Annotated in this window: 21 protein-coding genes; 4 read left to right on the top strand and 17 right to left on the bottom strand. The window is 52.0% G+C overall.

From position 1 onward, the window contains the following. Positions 1–18 precede the first annotated feature (18 nt). From Q5741_RS17130 to Q5741_RS17080, 11 genes are all read right to left on the bottom strand, one after another. Complete coding sequence (locus Q5741_RS17130; RefSeq protein ID WP_305025341.1) at positions 19–948, bottom strand: peptidase U32 family protein; 930 nt, start codon at positions 946–948, stop codon at positions 19–21. Between the two features lie 35 nt (positions 949–983). Beyond that, on the bottom strand, positions 984–2,051 hold the full coding sequence (mltG, locus tag Q5741_RS17125; protein WP_305025340.1) for an endolytic transglycosylase MltG: 1,068 nt from the start codon (positions 2,049–2,051) through the stop codon (positions 984–986). A 72-nt stretch (positions 2,052–2,123) separates the two neighbouring features. Beyond that, positions 2,124–2,417 carry a DUF1292 domain-containing protein gene (locus Q5741_RS17120; RefSeq protein ID WP_305025339.1) on the bottom strand — a complete coding sequence of 98 codons (294 nt, stop codon included), beginning with the start codon at positions 2,415–2,417 and terminating at the stop codon, positions 2,124–2,126. Further along, entirely contained in the window at positions 2,414–2,716 is a 303-nt protein-coding gene (locus Q5741_RS17115) for a DUF1292 domain-containing protein (RefSeq protein ID WP_305025338.1), read from the bottom strand. Before Q5741_RS17115 ends, Q5741_RS17120 begins: the two co-directional genes overlap by 4 nt. A gap of 13 nt (positions 2,717–2,729) precedes the next feature. Beyond that, positions 2,730–3,146, bottom strand: coding sequence for a Holliday junction resolvase RuvX (gene ruvX / locus Q5741_RS17110; RefSeq protein ID WP_305025337.1), 417 nt, complete (start codon positions 3,144–3,146; stop codon positions 2,730–2,732). A gap of 136 nt (positions 3,147–3,282) precedes the next feature. Next, positions 3,283–3,543 (bottom strand): IreB family regulatory phosphoprotein, encoded by a 261-nt coding sequence (locus tag Q5741_RS17105; RefSeq protein WP_305025336.1) that lies wholly within the window; start codon positions 3,541–3,543, stop codon positions 3,283–3,285. A 162-nt stretch (positions 3,544–3,705) separates the two neighbouring features. Then, positions 3,706–6,330 carry an alanine--tRNA ligase gene (gene alaS, locus Q5741_RS17100; RefSeq protein WP_305025335.1) on the bottom strand — a complete coding sequence of 875 codons (2,625 nt, stop codon included), beginning with the start codon at positions 6,328–6,330 and terminating at the stop codon, positions 3,706–3,708. A 374-nt stretch (positions 6,331–6,704) separates the two neighbouring features. Next, the gene (locus tag Q5741_RS17095) at positions 6,705–7,772 is read right to left on the bottom strand and encodes an AI-2E family transporter (protein WP_305025334.1); all 1,068 of its coding nucleotides are present in this window, start codon (positions 7,770–7,772) and stop codon (positions 6,705–6,707) included. A gap of 186 nt (positions 7,773–7,958) precedes the next feature. After that, positions 7,959–8,168 (bottom strand): hypothetical protein, encoded by a 210-nt coding sequence (locus Q5741_RS17090; RefSeq protein WP_305025333.1) that lies wholly within the window; start codon positions 8,166–8,168, stop codon positions 7,959–7,961. Positions 8,169–8,180: 12 nt separating this feature from the next. Then, positions 8,181–8,702, bottom strand: a complete 522-nt coding sequence (locus Q5741_RS17085; RefSeq protein WP_305025332.1) for a PRC-barrel domain-containing protein — start codon at positions 8,700–8,702, stop codon at positions 8,181–8,183. A 73-nt stretch (positions 8,703–8,775) separates the two neighbouring features. Continuing rightward, entirely contained in the window at positions 8,776–9,927 is a 1,152-nt protein-coding gene (locus Q5741_RS17080; RefSeq protein WP_305025331.1) for a cysteine desulfurase family protein, read from the bottom strand. 275 nt (positions 9,928–10,202) lie between these two features. Between Q5741_RS17080 and Q5741_RS17075 the strand changes: the two genes are divergently transcribed. After that, positions 10,203–10,721 carry a DUF421 domain-containing protein gene (locus Q5741_RS17075; RefSeq protein WP_305025330.1) on the top strand — a complete coding sequence of 173 codons (519 nt, stop codon included), beginning with the start codon at positions 10,203–10,205 and terminating at the stop codon, positions 10,719–10,721. A 125-nt stretch (positions 10,722–10,846) separates the two neighbouring features. Here Q5741_RS17075 and cymR read toward each other — a convergent pair whose 3' ends face one another. Further along, the gene (cymR, locus tag Q5741_RS17070; RefSeq protein WP_305025329.1) at positions 10,847–11,266 is read right to left on the bottom strand and encodes a cysteine metabolism transcriptional regulator CymR; all 420 of its coding nucleotides are present in this window, start codon (positions 11,264–11,266) and stop codon (positions 10,847–10,849) included. 314 nt (positions 11,267–11,580) lie between these two features. Between cymR and mnmA the strand changes: the two genes are divergently transcribed. Then, positions 11,581–12,705, top strand: coding sequence for a tRNA 2-thiouridine(34) synthase MnmA (gene mnmA / locus Q5741_RS17065; protein WP_305025385.1), 1,125 nt, complete (start codon positions 11,581–11,583; stop codon positions 12,703–12,705). Positions 12,706–12,836: 131 nt separating this feature from the next. After that, a complete protein-coding gene (locus tag Q5741_RS17060) occupies positions 12,837–13,670 on the top strand; it encodes a PPK2 family polyphosphate kinase (RefSeq protein WP_305025328.1) in 834 nt (277 codons plus the stop codon). Between the two features lie 55 nt (positions 13,671–13,725). Here the strand turns inward: Q5741_RS17060 and crcB (Q5741_RS17055) are convergent, their stop codons facing one another. The 3 genes from crcB (Q5741_RS17055) to Q5741_RS17045 are packed head-to-tail and all read right to left on the bottom strand — an operon-like array spanning position 13,726 to position 15,868. Continuing rightward, entirely contained in the window at positions 13,726–14,082 is a 357-nt protein-coding gene (gene crcB, locus Q5741_RS17055) for a fluoride efflux transporter CrcB (RefSeq protein ID WP_305025327.1), read from the bottom strand. After that, positions 14,079–14,495, bottom strand: coding sequence for a fluoride efflux transporter CrcB (crcB, locus tag Q5741_RS17050; RefSeq protein ID WP_305025384.1), 417 nt, complete (start codon positions 14,493–14,495; stop codon positions 14,079–14,081). The genes crcB (Q5741_RS17055) and crcB (Q5741_RS17050) overlap by 4 nt, the downstream gene beginning before the upstream one ends. A gap of 53 nt (positions 14,496–14,548) precedes the next feature. Next, positions 14,549–15,868: a replication-associated recombination protein A gene (locus tag Q5741_RS17045; protein ID WP_305025326.1), complete on the bottom strand. Its 1,320-nt coding sequence runs from the start codon at positions 15,866–15,868 to the stop codon at positions 14,549–14,551. Between the two features lie 494 nt (positions 15,869–16,362). Here Q5741_RS17045 and Q5741_RS17040 point away from each other — a divergent pair, with 494 nt between their 5' ends. Beyond that, positions 16,363–16,653, top strand: a complete 291-nt coding sequence (locus Q5741_RS17040; protein ID WP_305025325.1) for a CD3324 family protein — start codon at positions 16,363–16,365, stop codon at positions 16,651–16,653. A gap of 155 nt (positions 16,654–16,808) precedes the next feature. On the opposite strand, the gene Q5741_RS17035 is transcribed toward Q5741_RS17040, so the two are convergent. Both Q5741_RS17035 and Q5741_RS17030 read right to left on the bottom strand, forming a co-directional pair. Then, on the bottom strand, positions 16,809–18,974 hold the full coding sequence (locus tag Q5741_RS17035) for a HelD family protein (RefSeq protein WP_305025324.1): 2,166 nt from the start codon (positions 18,972–18,974) through the stop codon (positions 16,809–16,811). A gap of 144 nt (positions 18,975–19,118) precedes the next feature. Next, positions 19,119–20,909 (bottom strand): ABC transporter ATP-binding protein, encoded by a 1,791-nt coding sequence (locus tag Q5741_RS17030; protein WP_305025323.1) that lies wholly within the window; start codon positions 20,907–20,909, stop codon positions 19,119–19,121. Positions 20,910–20,912: the final 3 nt, after the last annotated feature.

Genomic DNA, 20,912 nt, shown 5'->3' with positions numbered 1-20,912 from the left:
AAGATGTTCACCCCTTACTTAATAAACCTGCTCTTTGTAGAAAAAGCCAAACGATAGCTCCCGCTCAGGATCTTGCAGCTGCCTTACCTCATCCAGCCAGCTCTCATCATAAGCATAACCTTCAGGATCTTGTAAATAGGTATCAATAGCCTGACGATATGCGCGTACAACTGCAGCATTGTAGGCTGCCGGCTTCAGCAGCCCCTCAATCTTGAAACTCTGTACACCTGCATTCAGCATGATATGAAGGTCCTCAATAATACAAATGTCATCCGAGCTCATAATGTGGGTTCCATTCCTATCTTCGTAGATCGGAAATTTCTCATCCCGGCGCTCAGCTTCGATCAGGAACAAACCACGCTCCTTGCCGAGGTTACCTTCTACCTGCCGTCCCTGATGAGTCATGTAGCTTGCCACCAGCTGACGCTTCGAATGATAAATGTTTGTCATCCCGTGAACCTGGACCTGGGCCTCGATATCCAGATGAGGAATCATCTCTGTAATTTCGTCCATGTTCAGCTCACGCGCCAATACGACACGGGATGCCCCTTTGCGTCCCCAATAGTTAGCCGTTGCATAGTTCGTGGACGTCATCTCTGCGTTCCAATGCAGCGCAATTTTCGGTGCATGCTCCTTGACCGCTGCCAGTACGGAAGGATCGTTAAATTCTACAGCATCCACACTGATCTCTCCCAATGCAGCAACAAAATCCGGCAGCTCTCTGAGCAGTTCATTAGACATCAAATTATTCATGGACACGATGACCTTCACGCCGCGTGCATGGGCTGCCTTCGTCGTCTCTTGTATTTCTTCCAGCGTAAAATGACCTGCCAGACGCATGCCAAACCGGTCATCACCGATCAGCAGTGCAGTGGCACCAGCATCCATCATCTCAAGCGCTTCGGATACACTGGCCGCTGTCGCCTGCAATTCGGGTGTATAAGCCATAACGCCGCTCACCTCCTGGAGTTCAGCATGCAGCATCATTTTGACATTTGCTTGCTTTTCTCAATATTTTTCAAATGTTCCTGATAGGTTTTGGCAAACAGGTGCTCCTGTGAGCCGTCTTTTTTGGTGACATAAAACAAATAATCGCTTTTCTCCGGATCCAGCACCGCCTTGACAGATTCCAGGCTCGGGTTTGCAATGGGACCAGGCGGAAGTCCTTTATACTTGTACGTATTGTACGGACTCTCGACCTCCAGATCCCTGTATAAAAGGCGTTCCTTCTGCTTGTACAGCAGGTATTGGACCGTTGCATCAATTTCAAGCTTCATCCCCCGCTGGAGGCGGTTATTAATCACGCCTGCGACGAGCGGACGTTCCTTATCTGCAACAACCTCCCGTTCTACAAGAGAAGCCATCGTCAGTGCCTGGTGCATTGTCAGCTCACGTTGATCCAGAAGGGCCTGCAGATCCGGAATAGGGTCCAGCTCCTTCTGCAGCTGATCCAGCATACGCTGAATAATCTCCTGCACCGTGCTGCCTTTAGGAAGCTCATAAGTCTCAGGAAACAGATAACCTTCGAGCTTATACCGCAGCTTCGCATCTGCGGGAATACCGGCCAGCAGCGGTGAATGGAAAGATGCCGGATCATTGGCCAGCTTCAGGAAAGTTTGCTTGTCTGCAATCCCTTCAGCCTGCAGCTTGTCTGCGATCTGAACTATCGTGTAGCCTTCAGGAATGGTAAATTTGATCATATCCGGCTTTACTACATCCCCGGCTGATAGTTTATTAATAATTTCTGTGAATGTGGCTCCGGGCTGTACAGCATAGGTGCCAGCCTGGAAATTGCCTCCTGCCTGCTTCCATTTCAGATAGGCTTTGAAGACGAGGGCATTCTTGATCAGCCCCTTCTCCTGCAGACGGTCAGCAATTGCCGCCGTTCCCATTCCTTTGTCAATAGTGAAATCAACCGCCTGCTCCTGTCTGGATACGGGCTGCATTGCATTCCAGACGAACGCGCCCCCGCCTGCTGCAATGACAATCACAAGAATTAGAAGGAATGTGCCGATACGAGTTCTTTTTGTGCGTACAGAGCTTGATCTCAAACAACCATCCATCCTTCCTTCACAGCCAAAAAGAGCGGACACGATCTCCGCCCTTCCGGTCTTGACCTGATTTTACTCTTCAGGGAACGTCAGTTCATCGTACAGCTCGGAGACGTCTTCCCACTCCTCGTCGTCCTCAATGTCGGCTAATTCAACCTCACCGTCAGAAGAAACCACAATGCGGAATACCTCATCTTCACCATTCGGCTGACCCAGCACCGCATAACCCTGACCGCCCAGCTGAAATTCAGCCTTCAAAGTATACAGGACTGCCTTACCCTGCTCATCCTGAAGCTCAACCTCGGTTCCCATCGAATCCCGGATCACCGAAGTCCACTTCACATCTTCTTTGGAGAATGAACTCATTTGCTCTCTTCCTCATCTTCGTCCACCAGGAACGTATTGAACGTCTCTTCTACAATATCCCACTCCGCATCATCTTCAATGACGTAGAGTTTTATGTCGTCGCCATCCTCTTCGTAGCGGAAAGCGTAAACTTCACTTTCGTCGTCGTCACCGTCGACCGGAGCAACCATCATATACTTCGAGTCAGATCCGTCTACCTCGAATTTCATGATGACTTCGAACTCTTCCTCGTTGCCTTCATCATCAGGAATGTAAATGATTTCTGGTTCCTCTTGCATACCCACGTGATTCTCAGCCATTGTGAAATCCCCCTCACCTTGTACTATGTGCATCTAAATAGTTTTGTAATATCAAGCTGGCAGCCAATTTGTCTACCACTTGCTTGCGCTTCTTCCGGCTTACGTCTGCTTCGAGCAGTGCCCGTTCTGCAGATACTGTCGTAAGCCGCTCATCCCAAAGGTGTACGGGAATGTTCAGTTGCTCCTGCAGCCTGCCTGCAAATTGTATGCAGATTTCGCCGCGCGGACCTACGCTGCCATTCATGTTCTTCGGCAGACCAACCACAATCTCGCTGATCTCATGATCGCGGACCAGTTCCGCAATCCTGCCGAGTTCACTTTCATCACTGCGTCTTTCAATGACTTCCAATCCTTGGGCCGTCCAGCCGAAGGCATCACTAACGGCTACACCGATCCGGCGGTCACCGTAGTCCAAACCCAACTTCCTCATGCAATAATTCTCCATTCCGTCAGGGACAGCCCTGACTGCAAAGCTAATCAAGCCTCATGCCCGGCTCTGCCCGCCTAAAAACAACCTGCAGAACCTGACCGGCAGCCCTGCTCCTTACCAAGAACAATCCACAGGGTTACCGGTGCTGGGCAAGATAAGAACGAACCAACTCTTCAATCAGCTCGTCACGTTCCTTCTTGCGGACCAGGCTTCTGGCATTATTGTGCCGCGGGATATACGCCGGGTCTCCGGATAACAAATAGCCGACAATCTGATTGATCGGATTGTACTCCTTCTCCACTAGCGAATCGTATACCGTCAGCAGTATTTCCTTGGGGGAGGCCTCTTTCTCATCGCCCCTGACATTAAACTTGACTGTCTTATCCATGGAGTCCATTGATGACACCTCGCTTCCGCAAAAACATGGGATCATGCCAGTCTATTCCCCTCCATCATACCATAATCACATGCTTGGAAGGAAACAAAGGCTTTACAGATCCCATTTTTTTTGCTTATTCAAATGGCTCGCGAACTGCCGGACTTCATTACTCAGTCCAAGTTAGCCGCGTCCTACCAGTTCTTTGGCGAGATCAAGCGCTTCGTCCAGCTTGGAAGCGTCCTTACCACCGGCTTGTGCCATATCCGGACGTCCGCCACCGCCGCCGCCGCATACCGCTGCAATCTCTTTGACCAGCTTTCCGGCATGAAGCCCGGATTTTACCAGCTCTGCAGGTACAGCTACCACGAAGTTCACTTTCTCGTCCGCAGCCGCTCCAAGCACCAGCACTGCCGAAGGCAGCTTGCCTTTCAGCTCATCAGCAATTGTACGAAGCGTATCCATGCCGGAAGCCTGCACTTTGGCAGCCAGCAGCTGAACACCATTCACATCAACAACCTGATCCGTCAGCTGACCCGCTTCGATCGCGCTCAGCTTTCCTTGCAGGGACTCATTCTCGCGGCCCAGATCTTTCACCTGCTGCTGCAGCGCTTCGATCCGCTTTGGCACCTCGGTCAGATTGGACTTCAGCATTCCGGCAGAGAGCTTCAGGATCTCAAGCTGTCCTTCTAGGTACTCATAAGCAAAACGTCCGGTTACCGCCTCAATACGGCGTACCCCCGAACCGATGCCGCTCTCGCTGACCAGCTTGAACAATCCGATCTCGGATGTGTTGCGCACATGGCAGCCGCCGCACAGCTCGATACTGTAATTGCCAACCTGAACCACACGGACGATATCGCCATACTTCTCGCCGAACAACGCCATGGCACCCATCGCTTTCGCTTCGTCGATGCCTTTATGTTCAATATTGACATCAATGTTATTCCAGATTTCACGGTTTACACGGCGTTCCACTTCAGCCAGCTCTTCCGGTGTAATGCTGCCGAAATGAGAGAAGTCAAAACGCAGGCGCTGCGGCTCCACCAGGGAACCCGCCTGATTCACATGCTCACCCAGCACATCCTTCAGTGCACGGTGCAGCAGATGGGTAGCCGTGTGGTTCTTGACGATGTCACTGCGTTCAGCCGCATCCACTTCTGCCTTCACGACGTCGCCTACCTTGAGTTCACCGGCTTCAATGGTAACTACATGAACCGGTTGTCCCAGCGGTGCTTTGAACATGCCCGTCACTTTAGCTGTCACTGATCCGCTGCGCAGAAGCCCCTGGTCACTTACCTGGCCGCCGCTCTCGGAATAGAATGGAGTCTTGTCCAGTACGATCTGACAGGATTGGCCCTCTCCAGCCGAATCCGCAGCTTCATCATTCACAACAATGGCTACGATCGTGGACTCGGTCACGAGGTCATTATATCCAACAAATTCACTTTTAACCGTCAAATCGGACAACGCGCCGCCCTGCACCTTCATGCTTTCGCTCTCCTGGCGTGCAGCACGCGCACGGTCACGCTGCTCCTGCATGGCAGCGTCGAAGCCTTCCCGGTCTACAGTCAAACCCTGCTCCATCGCATAGTCTTCAGTCAGGTCAAACGGGAATCCGTACGTATCATACAGCTTGAAAGCATCCTTGCCGCTGATCATCGTTCCGCCCTGGGATTTGATCTGTCCGCTGATATCCGACAGGATAGCCAGGCCGTCACTCAATGTCTCGTGGAAGCGTTCCTCCTCGGTTTTGATAACCTTGGCGATAAATTCACGCTTTTCGACTACTTCCGGATAATATACACCCATCACTTCAGCTACCGTTTCGGTCAATTCGTACAGGAACGGACGGTCCAGACCGATCACTTTACCGTAGCGGACCGCACGGCGCAGCAGGCGGCGGATAACATAACCGCGACCTTCGTTGGAAGGCATCACACCATCACCAACGGCGAAGGCTACTGTACGCACGTGGTCTGCGATGACCTTTAAGGCGATATCGCCTTCCACGCTGTCATTGTACTTGATGCCGGCCATCCCGGCTGTTCTCTGAATGAAAGGCTGGAACAAGTCGGTGTCAAAGTTGGAATCGACGTTCTGCAGAATGGATGCAAAACGTTCCAGGCCCGCACCGGTATCAATGTTCTTATTAGGAAGCGGTGTGTAGCTGCCGTCCTTGTTATGGTTGAACTGGGAGAACACGAGGTTCCATACCTCGAGGTAACGCTCGTTCTCGCCGCCCGGGTACATTTCCGGATCAGACATATCGCTGCCGTAGGCTTCCCCGCGGTCATAGAAAATCTCAGTACACGGTCCGCAAGGGCCTTCACCGATATCCCAGAAGTTATCTTCCAGCTTGATGATGCGTTCTGCAGGCAGACCGATCTTCTCATTCCACAGCTTGAATGCTTCTCCATCCTCCGGATAGACGGTGACGGACAGACGCTCCGGATCAAATCCGATCCACTTCTTATCTGTGAGGAATTCCCATGCCCAGGTAATTACTTCTTCCTTGAAGTAGTCCCCGATCGAAAAGTTCCCCATCATCTCAAAGAACGTATGGTGACGGCGGGTTTTACCGACATTCTCAATATCATTGGTACGGATACATTTCTGTGAGTTGGCAATACGCGGATTCTCAGGCACGACACGGCCGTCAAAATACTTTTTCAGCGGTGCCATACCCGCATTGATCCACAGCAGGGACGGGTCATTGTGCGGTACAAGCGAAGCACTCGGCTCAATTTTATGACCTTTCTCAGCGAAAAAATCAAGCCACTTCGAACGAATTTCACTAGCTTTCATTGGATTTGCCTCCATATTCTCATTGAATTAACGATCGTGATCTCCTGACAACAAAAAAACGCCCCTGAATAAATTCAGGGACGATTGTGTCGCGGTACCACCCTGGTTATCTCCGCACTTATGGTCCACATGAGCCCATCGGGAGATCGCCTTATTGCGGCTGAATAACGGGTGCCACCCGGCGGGCTTGACCCGCACTCCGAAATCAGCTTTCCGCCGTTTCAACTTCACCGGTTCTTGCAGCCACTACCACAGGGTAGGGAACCGGCTCTCTGGGGAAGGAACCCCGGCGTACTCCATTTCATCTCAGCTTTGAGATTTGAACAGACATATACAGTTAGTATATGCGTGTACCAGGCCGCTGTCAACGGCGCTCATACCGGCCTGCGTTTCACATAATAGGCGAAGATATGCTGAACAATGACCTTCAGCACCGCGAACACGGGTACAGCCAGAATCAGGCCCGGTACCCCTGCCACTTCTCCGCCGACGAGGAGGGCAAAAATGATAAATAACGGGTGCAGATGCAGCCTGCGTCCCACCACCTGCGGCGAGATCACATTGCTCTCCAGGATTTGGCACACGGTATTAACGACGACCACGAACAGAACCATCCGAAGCGAGATTGTGGAAGCCATCACTACCGCCGGTGCAGCTCCCAGAAAGGGGCCAAGATAAGGCACAATATTGAATACGGCCACGACACTTGCAAGCAGCAGCGCATAGGGCATGCCAATCAGCGCGTAGCCGATATAAGCAAACACACCGATAATAACACAGACCAGCAGCTGCCCCCGGATATAATTGCCCAGCGCATGATCTATTTCCTTTAGCAGCACGACGATGGACTTCCGCCGCGAACGGGGAAGATAGGAAACCACCATCCGCTCAAACACATCGAAATCTTTTAGCATATAGAAGATCAGAAACGGCACGATAAACACGCTGAACAGCGTATTAATTAAACCGCCGATATTATCCATAAAGGTGGATATTCCTGCCGCCAGACGATTTTCCATCTGGAAAAACCAGTTATTCATCCCTGTGCGCACGCCTGGAGGCAGCAAGCCGGAATCCAGATTCGTCATCAGACCCTGTGCATGCATCGTTAACTCCGGCAGATGTTCATTCAGTTCAGTCAGCTGCTCAATCAGCATCGGAATCAGGTTCATGAGGATGACACCTACTGATGTAAGAAATACAGCATAGATCAAAAGTACGGCCACGCTGCGCGGAACTTTTCGGCTGCCCAGCATGCTAACGACCGGATTCAGCACATAGGAGATAATCAATGCAATAGCGAAAGGAGCGAAAATCGTCTTGATGAAAGCAATGATTCCCCAAAACAGCGGACGGAGCTGCCAGAGAAAATACAGGATGATCAGTGCCAGCAGCAGCACAACACCGTAGCGGAATATTTTGTTTTTGGTCAGATGCTCCACCTTTCTCCCACCCTCCGGACTAGCTTTCTGGTGTTCATTATATGTACCGGAAAGTGATAATATTAGCGGGCACGAAAAAACCGGACTCCAAGGAGTCCGGTTCTCAAAAATATGTAAAGCAAGCATATCTCCTACACCCTCATCTCAGACGCGGAAAACCGCTTCTAGATGAAGCTGTTGCTTCAATCAGGATGACGCATGCAGATGAGGAAGGTCCTGCGGAAGCTCTTCGCCGAAGAACAAATCATCCAGCGAACTGAGCGTTCCATCTTCCTCTACCTGATATACAGACATTTTGTCTCCGCTTACGTTCAGTTCGATAAAACAGCCCCAGCAGTAGAATTGATGGGAACCGATTTTCCCGATATCTTTGGAACTGCAATTTGGACACTTCATTATAAAAATCACCTATCCATTCATAGAATGTATGGCTTTTTCCAGACGCTGCTCGCTGAGGGGTGGCACCATAACAGCATTCTCCCCAATCACCATGTCACTGGTACAGGACAGCCAGCGGCGCCCGTCGATCAAATCCGATACAAAACCATCACTAATTTCCAGACCTAATATCTGGTTTCCCATTTCCTGTTCAAAATAAACATCACTGACGTGACCCAGGTTGACCCCTTCTTCCGTCAGGACGGACAAATCCTTCAGCTTACTGCTGCCAAGCATGTATGTGTATTGTATATCGTCGGCGCCCGCCTTGCGGACAGCCTGTTGGTTGCGAATCATTACGGCATCTTCGCCGTAGGCAACGATGTCCTCCCACCGCACAATCTTCACCTGCGCGGAAAAGAGTCCTTTGCCTTCCAGTTCAATGGCTTCAATCTTCCAGTCAGCTGTCAGAACAAAATCGTGGACTTTGCCAATCTGCTTGCCATCCTCCACATCAAATACAGCAAGTCCAATCATTTCCTGCAGTTTCATGGCGGGTAACCCTCCTCATCTTCAAGATGAAATGGAAAACACCTGCCCTCCTTGTCCATTGCATAGAGACACCCTAATGTCTATTACGCAGCCGTCCAAGAATGGTTCCAATTTTATCGGCCGTATATTCCATTTCTTCCGTAGTATTACCCAAACCGAAGCTAAAACGAACCGCAGAACGCAAAACATCTTCTGAAAGTTTCATAGCTTGCAGAACATGTGATATTTCCAGCGAACCGGATGTGCAGGCTGATCCGCTTGCAGCCGCGATCCCTTCCATATCAAGGTTCATGAGCAGCGTCTCTGTGTCCGTCTCAGGAAAGCTTATATTCACAATATGGGGCAGAAAATGCTCGGGATCCCCGTTTACGACAAAATGGGCTGCGCCCGCGCAAGCTTCCAGCCGGTCCAGGAAAACTTTCCGTAGCTCCAGGTCATGGGCACGGCGTTCCTCTATCGATGCAGCAGCGATCTCCATCGCCTTGGCGAATCCGGCAATTCCCGCCATATTTTCGGTGCCTGCGCGGCGTTTCTTCTCCTGCAGTCCACCGAAAGCTCTTGGCTGGAGGGCGACCCCTTTGCGTACATATAGAGCACCCACACCCTGTGGTCCGTTAATTTTGTGGGAGGAAAAGCTCATCAGATCCACCGGGAGTTCCTTGCAGGAAATGGGTACCGAACCAAGAACCTGAACGGCATCCACATGAAACACAATGCCATGCTCACGCGCCAGTGTTCCAATCTCTTCAATGGGCTGAAGCGTCCCCACCTCGTTATTACCATACATAACACTGATCAGAAATGTATCCGGGGTAATGGCCTCTTCAAGATCCTGTATACGGATCCGTCCATGAGAGTCAACGGGGAGATAAGTGACCCGGAAGCCCTGGCATTCCAGCTCCTCACAGGCGTGGAGGACGGCATGATGCTCCACAGCCGTCGTTATGATATGTCCGCCCTGGCCCGCACGACCGGCAGCGATGCCGAACAGCGCCAGATTATCACTCTCTGTCCCTCCGCCGGTGAATACCAGCTCGTCAGGCAGACAGCCCAAAGAAGCCGCGATTCGATCCCTTGCACCGCTTACCGTGCGCTTGGCAGCCCGGCCGAAGGCGTGCACACTGGATGCATTGCCGTACTGCCCGGTCATCACTTCCATCATTACCTTGGCAACCTCGGGATGGACCGGGGTCGATGCAGCATGGTCCAAATACAGATGCTTCATCCTTTACCACCTCAAATTCAAATATAGAATTTTCGTACATCTATGAACGACCGCTCAAGCCGCGATATGATTTTATCTTTAATTTCTTGTCATTACCTTGATTTTTGTTATAGTGGCCAATTTTACTATTATACCAGCTGTCAAGGAATTGTTCCAGAACGTTATGTTCGTATTTCATCTCCAAAATTCACCTTTACGTTTCTCCTGCAAGTGTTTCAGTACAGCCAGATCAGGTAAAGAACAGCATGACTACTGAAAGGAGAATGATAACTCAAATGTTTTTTAACGGATGGGAAAATATTTACCGCACAATCATCATTGGCATCCTCAGTTATGTGCTGCTGATTCTAATCCTTCGTATGTTCGGTAAGCGCACGCTGTCCAAAATGAATGCATTCGATCTTGTTGTTACGGTTGCCCTCGGTTCTATTCTGGCCACGATCCTTTTGAATAAAAACGTCGCTCTCGCGGAAGGGTTCACCGCGATCGCTGTCCTGATTGTGCTTCAGTATGCAGTAGCGTGGACAGCGGTACGCTCCGAGATCATAAGCAATATCATTAAGTCCAGCCCTGTGCTGCTTTTTTATAATAATGAATTCCTGCATGCGGCAATGAAAAAAGAACGTATTGAGGAAAAAGAGATTTGGCAGGCGGCTAGAAATCAGGGAGTCTCCTCGATGCATCAGGTGGAGGCTGTGGTTTTGGAGAGCGACGGAACGGTCTCGGTCATTACAACGTCCAATGACAAGGATCACAGTACGATGGAAAATGTCAAAGACCCGAAACATTCCTGATGAAGATGTCAGTACATTCGGGACAACAGCTTTAATGATAAAGAAGACCCTCAGCGTTTGGCAAAACCAAAAAGGCACTACCCGAGGGGTATGCCTTTGGTCCTTTGGTCTGCATGCTGCAGCTATTAAATGTAAAACATATAATCGTTAGCCTGCTCCGCATCATTGTAGGTTATGAGATCCTTCAATGTTGTGGAATCCAGCACGTCGGCGATGCTGTCCCGAATGCGCAGCCACAGGTTGCGCTTGGCCGGATCGTCCTCTTCCGTAAAATCCACCGGCGAGATCGGTCCCTCCAGCACACGGATAATATCGCCTGCCGTTGTATGCTCAGGATCATTAGATAAAATATAACCGCCGTAAGCTCCGCGGATACTCTTCACCAGACCAGCGTTGCGCAGCGGCGCAATCAGCTGCTCCAGATAGTGCTCGGAGAGGTTATTCTTCTCAGCGATGCTCTTAAGGGAAGTCGGACCTTCACCGAAACGGGAAGCCAGCTCCATCATAATGGTCAGACCGTAACGTCCTTTGGTCGAAATTTTCAAGGGTGCCACCTCTTTCAATATTGGAAAAGTCATAACGGCAATGTACGCAAATATTCCATTTAATCATACTATTGCCGATAAATTATCGTTATAACACTCTATTCCGATAATAGCTCTAGTTTATGTTAACATAATCTTGTACGAGAAGTATTGCCAATTTGTTTCTTTTACAAGAACAAATGGTGTGAATTTTGGACCAATTTCATTGCAGACAATTAATTTCCGACTTCTTGCGGGATTAGTCGTAAGTTGAACAGCTTTGTGTTAAAATAAAGTCCGTATTTTATCCTACAATGAAAGATTTGGTGATGACCATGGCTAAAGCCATTCAAGATACACGGGTCGTCGTCGGTATGTCCGGGGGCGTCGACTCCTCGGTTACAGCGCTTCTGCTGAAACAGCAAGGTTACGAGGTAATCGGCATTTTCATGAAAAACTGGGACGATACAGACGAGTTCGGCCACTGTACTGCAGAGGATGATGCGGAGGATGTGCGCCGTGTCTGCGAACAGCTTGATATCCCTTACTATACAGTTAACTTCGAGAAGGAATACTTCGACAAGGTTTTCTCCTATTTCCTGGACGAATATAAGGCAGGGCGAACGCCGAATCCGGATGTCATGTGCAACCGTGAGATTAAATTCGGTGAATTCCTGAACAAGGCGCTGGATCTTGGTGCAGATTATGTAGCTACCGGCCACTATGCCCGTGTCGTGGAGGAGAACGGCGTTTACTCTCTGCTGCGCGGTGTGGACAACAACAAGGATCAGACCTACTTCCTGAACGCGCTGAACCAGTTTCAGCTGTCTAAAGCGATGTTCCCAATCGGCCATCTGCCGAAGCCGGAAGTCAGACGTATCGCTGAAGAAGCAGGTCTTTATACAGCCAAGAAGAAAGACAGCACGGGCGTCTGCTTCATTGGCGAGCGCAACTTCAAGGAGTTCCTGAGCAACTATCTGCCTGCCAAACCGGGCAATATGGTAGATATCGTGACAGGCGAAGTCAAAGGCCGGCATGACGGATTGATGTATTATACGCTTGGACAGCGTCAAGGCCTGGGTATTGGCGGCTCCGGTTCAGGTGAGCCCTGGTTCGTAGCAGACAAGGATTTGGACAAAAATGAACTGTATGTCGTACAAGGCGACCGCCACCACAGCTTGTATTCCACAGGTTTGACCGCGACGGGTGTGAACTGGATTGCCGGAGACGCACATATTCCGGGGCAGTCGTTCCACTGCACGGCGAAATTCCGTTATCGTCAGCCGGATCAGGGTGTAACACTGAACTGGAATGAGGACGGCACCGTTCACTTGGTGTTCGATGAACGTCAGAAAGCCATCACTCCAGGACAGGCTGTCGTCTTCTACGACGGCGAGGTCTGCCTGGGCGGCGGAACCATTGACAAAGTTGAGAAACTGGAAGCCCAGCCTTCCCTGTAATTTCTAATATGAATAACCTGGACAGCCCTGCAGCTTGAACTGCAGGGCTGTTTTTTCGCTGGCCGTCTAAGTGGGTAAGAACTTACATAAAGTTATAGTCATTTCGCCATTTGAAGGGAGAAGTTGAAAATATGTCCAAGCATGATTGGTTGGCAGCACCGGACGAGAAAATTAAATTAAAGCATATTGATCCTCGTGATACAGGTTCCCTCAAGAACAGCAAGGATGCAGAGAAGGCGATGCAGCCGCTGCGTGAGAAGCTAAACAAGCTGCAGAGCAAGCTGTTCGCCAGTAAAGAGCATGCTGTATTATTCGTGTTTCAGGGAATGGATTGCAGCGGCAAGGATGGCGTGATCAAAAATGTCTTCACCGAGGTCAATCCGCAGGGGGTTCAGACGCACAGCTTCAAGGCACCCACGGCTGAGGAAGCCAGCCACGACTTTCTGTGGCGTGCTCACCGGCACGTTCCCGGCTTGGGATATATGGCGGCGTTTAACCGATCTTATTATGAAGATGTGCTGGTCACCCGTGTGCATGGCTCCGTGAATGATGAGATGGCAAAGCGGAACTTCAAGCATATCAATCATTTTGAGTCGCTGCTCGCCGATAATAAGGTGAAAGTGGTCAAGATATTCCTGCACATCTCCAAGGATTTCCAACTGAACAAGCTGATCGACCGGATCGAGAAGCCGCACAAGAACTGGAAATTTGACGAAAATGATCTGATTGAGCGGAAGTCCTGGGATCGTTACCAGGAATACTATGAGGATATTTTCAAGCATTGCAGCTCAGAGGACGCTCCATGGTATATTGTCCCGGCGGATCATCGCTGGCATCGGGACTATGCCGTATTAAAAATTGTCGTTGACACGCTGGAGAAGCTGGACCTGTCAGAGCCGGAACCCAACCCTTCTCTTCAATCCCTGCTCCCGCAGCTGTACGAGGAGCGTGATTCATCCAAATAAAAAGCGGGCCAATGGCCCGCTTTTTCTATTGAACGGCTCCATTACCAGCATCCATTCATCCTATTTCCATGCCAAGCCAGGCTGCTGCAGTCCCGAGCACGACCGAGCTGGCGACATATACCGCTGCGCGTATAATCCGCCGTCCTTCCAGCAGCTGAATCGTCTCATACCCGAAGGTGGAAAAGGTCGTATACGCGCCGCAAAAGCCAACTCCGACCAGCCCCCAACCCCAATCCGGCAGTGCGCCTGAACGGTGCCAGCTGTACAGCAGGCCCAGCAGCAGCGAACCCGTCAGGTTAATGATCCAGGTTCCCCATGGAATCCAGGCAGTTGTCCGCCGGCTGATCCAGCCTCCCAGTCCATAACGACTCAAGGCACCCGCTGCTCCGCCAATAGCGACCATCCATATCATACCCGGCCCTCCTTGTCTCTGCCGGGTGACCGCCATTGGCGGCCTGTTATCATGCCAAGCTGCACACCTGCCCACGATAACAGCAATCCGCCTCCTACACTGGCCGTCATATACAGCAGCGCTGTACCCCCATATCCAAGATCCATCAGATGCACGATATCGACACTAAAGGTGGAGAACGTGGTGAATGCTCCGGTAAAGCCTGTTCCGATCCCCAGCCGTAGTGGTGGCGAAATACGCCAATACAGCGGCGTCAGGGTGAAGAACCATCCCAGAAACAGACAGCCTATCCAGTTAATCAGCATTACGCTCAACGGAAATTCATGGTTCCCGGCCGGAATGATCATCTGCAGCCCATACCGGCTCCACGCTCCGAGAATGCCGCCCAAGCCAAGGCATAACAGCCCGGACAGCTGGGCCCGGCGGGATGAAGGCGCTGCAGTGGGCGGCTTGTCCTGCGGCGTTATCATGAAGGCTCCCCCTGACCGCGCCTGCGCTGCTGGTTGAGATGGATTTTGGCTTCATTCCCCTGTTCTGTCGCCTTATAGAAGACCTGACCTTCCAGGGCATCCGGCAGGTACTGCTGCTTCACATAATGTCCAGGGAAGTTATGCGGGTATTGATAACCGACATGCCCCAGCTTCTCCGCTCCCTTATAGTGGGCATCCCTTAGATGCAGCGGCACCTCCGCCGACCGGATCTGCTCCATCGCTCCCATCGCTCGGGAAATGGCTGTGTACACCGCGTTGGACTTGGGACTCTCTACCGCAAACAGAATAGCCTGTGCAATATTCAGTTTCGCCTCAGGCCAGCCGTTATTCCGGTAGGCTTCGAGCGCGCTCACCGCCTGTACCATCGCCTGCGGGTTGGCCAGACCGATGTCCTCACTGCTCGCCGCAATCAGTCGGCGCAGGAATACCATCGGGTCCATGCCAAGCTTCTCGACCGCATAGAGGAACCAGAACAGCGCGGCGTCACTGGAGCCGCGGATGCTCTTGTGGAAGGCGGACAGCACGTCATACTGCGTAGACTCATCCGCCTTCACAATGGGACGGCGGATGGATTCTTCCGCCACCTCCAGTGTCACGTGCACGGTTCCGTCCTGCAGCGGCGGCGTGGTCAGAGCCGCCAGCTCAAGGGCGTTCAGTGCACGTCGGATATCGCCATTCGCCATGGAAGCGATATGGCGCAGGGCCTCTTCATCGGCCTTCAGATCCATGAAGCCGAGGCCTCTCTCCGCGTCTGCCAGCGCGCGGTGCATGGCGGTCAGCGAGTGCTCCTGCGTAAGCGGCTCCAGCTGAAACAGCGTGGAGCGGCTCATCAGGGCCCCGTTGACATAATGAAAGGGATTTTCTGTCGTCGCACCGATGAAGACGATCGTCCCTTTCTCCACCGCCGGCAGAAGGGCATCCTGGCGCGAACTGTTGAACCGATGCACCTCATCGAGAAACAGAATGGTCTTAGTACCGTACATCGATTTGTTATTCTGGGCCCGTTCAATGACTTCACGGACATCCTTGACTGAAGCGTCCACCGCATTCAGCCTGACAAATTCGCCATTCGTATGCTGGGAAATAATATGGGCGAGCGTCGTCTTGCCGCATCCTGGCGGACCGTACAGCAGGATTGATGACACCTGATCCGCTTCAATGGCTCGGCGCAGCAGCTTGCCAGGGCCCACAATATGTTCCTGTCCTATATATTCATCCAGCTTCACAGGACGCATGCGGTCAGCCAGCAAACGGGAAGCCGGCACCGCATCCTGTGAAAAAGAAAATAAGTCCATATCGTCACATCCTTACTCATTCAGCCTCTCTCACTCCGTCTGAGGCCGTTGCTTTGAGCCTGTTGGCACTCCTTCTATCATATCATACTCTGCTGCCGCGCACCCTTTCCCCGGCCGATACTAAAGACAGACCAAACCGTAAAGCTTGCCTATAACTGTTCTTTCTCTTGCTGCTACCCCGGGTTCCATGCGTTAATATAGATGTCGGGCCGACGATATGCTTGGAAAGGAGGCTGATGAATTTGATTACAGCATATGAAGAGGTGATCTCCGCGTAAGCGGGGATCGACCATCGGGGAGGCCGTATGGCCTCCTTTTTCACTTCAATAACCCACCGTATCCCACTGAATAAAAGGGAGTTATTCCCACTTGATAGCCAAATAGGCTATACTAAACATAATCTAAACGAACGAAAGGAGGATTCACGAATATGGTCTACGCCGTTGAAGCCGGTCGCATTGTATTAGCAGAGCTGCACAAGGAGGAATTCAATCGTGAATTACAAAAATGGGAAGGATGTGCTTCCCCCTAGACTGCTGAAGGAACTGCAGCATTACGCACAGGGTGAATTAATCTATGTGCCCAAGCCGGAACAGCAGCGAGCCCTCTGGGGAGAACTCAGCGGCACCCGGATGCTGAATGCCAGACGAAATGAACAAATCTACGAATCCTACTGCAAGGGTACAACGATGGCCGAACTGGCAGCCGAATATCATCTGTCCACGGACAGCATCCGTAAAATCGTCGTCAAAGCCCGCAGTGTTGCTGCGAAGCAGCACAGCTGATGAAATGCCTAGAAGCGGAGCCGCTCCTTTACATATGGCGCATGCTCCTGAACCTGCCAGGCGGCCCATTCCCTGCGGATCTTAAGAGTTATGGCGCACCATCCAAATGCAAAAAGCCCGAATGCGAACGAACGCATATCGGGCTTTTATTGTGTCTATTCCGGCCAGCCGGTCATGTAACCTTCATTGTTCTCAGGCACTGCGTAATGAGGCAGCGGTGCACCGTGCATCAGCCACAGCTCGTGCAGGGCACGGGTACATCCTACATACAGCAATTTGGCGTCCCATGCCGAAGAATGATAGTGCTGCTCGTCCGCATCAGCGACTAACACGGCATCAAACTCCAGACCTTTGGACAGGTATACTGGGAGAATGGACACGCCGCCCTGATACTGCTGCATGCTTCCGTCAATCAGATTGACGCCCAGCCCCCTGCCTGCCAGAGTCTCATGAAGTTCCCTGGCTTCAGCAAGCGTCCGTGTCAGAACGGCCACCGTCCGGTATTCCTGATGGGTCAGCCGCTCCAGCGCCCGTCCGATCTGTTCCGTCCGCTGGGACGGCTCATAAGCAATCATTCGTACCGGGTTGCCGCTGCGGAAGACAGGTACGGCGGTGATGCCGCCCTGGACCCCTTTCTCCAGAATCGTGTTCGCATACTCGATAATCTCCATCGTCGACCGGTAGCTGCGAGTCAGCGCAAAATAAGCCGTATCCTCTGCATTAAACAGCGAGCTCATCTCTTCCCAGGTATGTACGCCGCGGTAGGCATGAATACCCTGAGACAAATCACCCAGAATGGTAAAAGAGTGCCCCCGGACAAACCGGTCCAGCAGAGCGACATGAAACGGTGAGAAATCCTGAGCTTCATCGATGACAACATGGTCAAAACGCTGGTTCCCGTCCAGATCATTCAGCAGGATATGCAGATACACCAGTGCAGGCAGATCCTCTTCCCGGACCACACCCTGTTTCAGGTCTGCCGCTGTCTGCTTCAGAACAACACCAGGCAGCTTCGCCCTGGCCCCCACAACAGAACCCGTACTGCTTCCTTTGACAGCCTGGAACAGCTGCTTGTAGATGAGCAGAGCGTCAAACTTCGGCCATTTGTTGGCATACGACTTTTCGCGCTGGGATGCACGCTTTTTCCATTCCTTCTGCATAGCTGCCGACGGCGCTTTCTTCAGCTCCATCTCCACCCAGCGATGAATTCTGGCCATCACCCGCTCCTTGCGCTTGGCCAATGGATATGGCTTATATTCCTGCTCGAACCAGTTCAGAATTTCCGAACGCGGCAGCACCTTGCCGTCCCATGGAGAGAAGTCACCTTCAGGTACCGAGAGCGTCTCCATCCCTGCAAGCATATCTTCCAGCAGCTTCATGAAGGTCAACGAGCCTTTGTACCGTCCTGGTACCTCATTGCTCAGCTCAGGCAGACCGTCCGTTCTCTCAAACCAATATGACAGTGTCTCCGAAGGGTCTGCAAGCCGCACGTCCTGATTCAGCAGCGTCAGTGCCCAGTCCTGAAAGGTAAGCTGCTGAATATCTCCGACGCCCAGCTCTGGCAGCACATCGGAGATGTAATCCAGAAACATATGGTTAGGGGCAAATATAACCATCTTGCCTGCCGATACCTGCTCCTTGTATTGATACAGCAGAAATGCCAGCCTGTGCAGGGCAACTGTTGTTTTACCACTGCCGGCAACACCCTGAATAATCAATGCCGTGTTGCGTACAGCCCGGATAATCTGATCCTGCTCCGCCTGGATCGTTGATACGATGTCACGCAGACGGTTATCCTTGTTCTCACCAAGCCGGTAAACAAGGAATTCATCCGAAACAGCCGGCTGCTCATTGTTCCGGTCATACGTGTCAGCTACACGCTCCAGGATTCTCTGACGGATCACAATATTCCGTTTGAGATAGACCAGCCCTTCAATGGTACCTTCAGGCGCATCATAGGAGGCTGCCTCTTCTCCTCCTGTAAAAGAGTAAAATAGGCTCGCCACCGGTGCACGCCAGTCTATCACCAGCGGCTGCTCGGTCACTTCTTCTTTCTCCACACCGACTTTGCCGATATAGAGCGGGGTTCTTTTCCCCCCTGCCGTCTCGAAGTCCAGTCTGCCAAAGTAAGGCTCCTGCGTGCTCTTCGCCAACGACTGGCGCTTGCTCTCGCGCGCTGCTTCCAGCGCCTGTTCCGTAAAATCATGGCCGGTATATACCGGCGCAGCCCGCAGCTTCTCCAGCCTGCGGTCAATCTCTTCCATTGCAAGTGTCAGCCTATGTTGTTCTTCTTGATAGGCACTTTGAAAGTTGTCTTCCAATTTCAGTTACCTCCTAAAAAGTCTGCGGCCGCTTCCTGCATGGGGTCCGCTTAATCTGTTCTGCTGCGGTCAGCTGCCCGCAGCAAAAGGAGTACAAATATACCACAATTTGCCCGGTAAAGCCACGTATTTCTGTGTATGGCATCAGGTGGCCGTTCCCGCGTCAGCTTCCACAAACTGCTTCATGGCGAGCTCGCGGTACACTTCATGAGAGGCCACCAGCTCCTGGTGGGTTCCGCGGCCGGTAACGCGTCCCCGGTCCAGCACAACAATCTGATCAGCGTTTACTACGGTGGACAGCCTGTGCGCAATGACGATGGTGGTGCGTCCCTCCATCAAATTGGCCAGCGCCTTCTGCACCTCGTGCTCCGACGTACTGTCCAGGCTGGAGGTAGCCTCATCCAGCATGAGAATATCCGGGCTGCGCAGCAGTGCGCGGGCAATAGCAATCCGCTGCCGCTGACCGCCGGACAGCTTGATCCCCCGCTCGCCAACCTCAGTTTCGTAGCCCTGCGGCAGCTGGCGGATGAAATGATCCGCGTAGGCCATCTGGGCCGCCTGTGCCACTTCATCCATGCTGGGCACCCGGTTCAGACCATAAGTGATATTGTCACGAATCGTACCGGCCATAAGCGGGCTCTCCTGCGAGACATAACCGATCTTCCCCCGCCAGGAGGATAAGGTATAGTCGGCTACAGCTTCCGCTCCGTAGAGCAGCTCCCCCTCCGCCGGCACGTAGAAGCGTTCCAGCAGCGAGAAAATTGTGGACTTGCCACTGCCGCTCGGACCTACAATCGCGGTCACCTTGCGGGCCGGAAGCGTTAAATCCACCTGATGCAGCACCTCTTCGCCAGGCACATAGGCGAAGGAGACATGCTTCAGGGTGATCGGCTCACTGCCAGGTGCAGCAAGCTGCTGCAGATGAAGCGGCTCTTCTTCATGAGCGAGGATCAGCTGAATTCGTTCTGTTGCTCCAACTACCTTTTGCAGCCGGGAATATAAAGTTGTAAACTGGGCCATCGGTGTAATGACCTGAAACAGCAGGAGAATGAAGGCCACGAGATCACCGGCTGTCAGCAGGCCGGATGCTACACGCACCCCGCCGACCCCCAGGATGATAACCAGAACTGCGGTCAGCACAAAAGTAGACAGCGGCCCAATCAGTGCCAGTATGCGTGCTTCCTGCAGACCGAATCCGAACATGCGGCGGATTCTACGCTCTCCTTCACCTGCTTCCCGTTCCTCTGTACCGTAAGCCTTCACCAGACGAATCTCACTGATCACCTGATTGAGATCCGAGGTCAGCTCAGCCATTTCATCCTGCTGCTTTCTCGATATGCGGTACATCTTGCGGCCAACCGGCATCAGAATCAGCGCAGTTACCGGCACCACCGCCAAAATAATCAGCGTCATAACCCAGTCCAGATAGAGCAGCAAGGCAATCCCGCCCACAATCGCAATCACATTGGAGATGAGTGATACCAGATTTTCTGTAATAAGCCCCATAATCAGACTGGTATCGTTAGTAATGCGGCTCATCGTATCTCCGGAACGGTTCCGGTCAAAATAAGGCACCGGCAGCGCCAGCACTTTGCGCCACAGCCGGCTGCGCAGATTGGCCACAATTCGTTGGCCTGCATAATTCAGCAGGTAGATCGATATCCCGGATGCAATCGCCTGCAGTACAAAGGCACCGATCAAGCCGATGATCACCGTTCGATTTAATGCGGATTGGGTCAGCCCATCAATCAAACCTTTGGTAATCAGCGGCACAATCAGACCGGCAATGGTCTGTACCAGGGTTAACAGCAGCGCGATCGTAAGGATAACCCTAGGCGGCTTGCTGTCCGTGATCAGGCGAGCGAAGGCTACCAGCCCCTTTTTGCCAATCACAGGCTGCTCTTTCACTGCTTTTCCATGTTCCTCGGTACTCAATAT

Origin of the sequence: Paenibacillus lacisoli (assembly GCF_030580655.1) — a bacterium.
GTDB lineage: Bacteria > Bacillota > Bacilli > Paenibacillales > Paenibacillaceae > Paenibacillus > Paenibacillus lacisoli.
This window is presented reverse-complemented; position numbering and strand designations above follow the sequence as displayed.

Excerpts from the sequence above, each read along its gene's own strand:
- Q5741_RS17130 (WP_305025341.1), bottom strand. The coding sequence starts at position 948 with ATGGCTTATACACCCGAATTGCAGGCGACAGCGGCCAGTGTATCCGAA.
- Q5741_RS17120 (WP_305025339.1), bottom strand. The coding sequence starts at position 2,417 with ATGAGTTCATTCTCCAAAGAAGATGTGAAGTGGACTTCGGTGATCCGG.
- Q5741_RS17115 (WP_305025338.1), bottom strand. The coding sequence starts at position 2,716 with ATGGCTGAGAATCACGTGGGTATGCAAGAGGAACCAGAAATCATTTAC.
- ruvX (WP_305025337.1), bottom strand. The coding sequence starts at position 3,146 with ATGAGGAAGTTGGGTTTGGACTACGGTGACCGCCGGATCGGTGTAGCC.
- Q5741_RS17105 (WP_305025336.1), bottom strand. The coding sequence starts at position 3,543 with ATGGACTCCATGGATAAGACAGTCAAGTTTAATGTCAGGGGCGATGAG.
- alaS (WP_305025335.1), bottom strand. The coding sequence starts at position 6,330 with ATGAAAGCTAGTGAAATTCGTTCGAAGTGGCTTGATTTTTTCGCTGAG.
- Q5741_RS17090 (WP_305025333.1), bottom strand. The coding sequence starts at position 8,168 with ATGAAGTGTCCAAATTGCAGTTCCAAAGATATCGGGAAAATCGGTTCC.
- Q5741_RS17085 (WP_305025332.1), bottom strand. The coding sequence starts at position 8,702 with ATGAAACTGCAGGAAATGATTGGACTTGCTGTATTTGATGTGGAGGAT.
- Q5741_RS17080 (WP_305025331.1), bottom strand. The coding sequence starts at position 9,927 with ATGAAGCATCTGTATTTGGACCATGCTGCATCGACCCCGGTCCATCCC.
- Q5741_RS17075 (WP_305025330.1), top strand. The coding sequence starts at position 10,203 with ATGTTTTTTAACGGATGGGAAAATATTTACCGCACAATCATCATTGGC.
- mnmA (WP_305025385.1), top strand. The coding sequence starts at position 11,581 with ATGGCTAAAGCCATTCAAGATACACGGGTCGTCGTCGGTATGTCCGGG.
- Q5741_RS17060 (WP_305025328.1), top strand. The coding sequence starts at position 12,837 with ATGTCCAAGCATGATTGGTTGGCAGCACCGGACGAGAAAATTAAATTA.
- crcB (WP_305025327.1), bottom strand. The coding sequence starts at position 14,082 with ATGATATGGATGGTCGCTATTGGCGGAGCAGCGGGTGCCTTGAGTCGT.
- Q5741_RS17045 (WP_305025326.1), bottom strand. The coding sequence starts at position 15,868 with ATGGACTTATTTTCTTTTTCACAGGATGCGGTGCCGGCTTCCCGTTTG.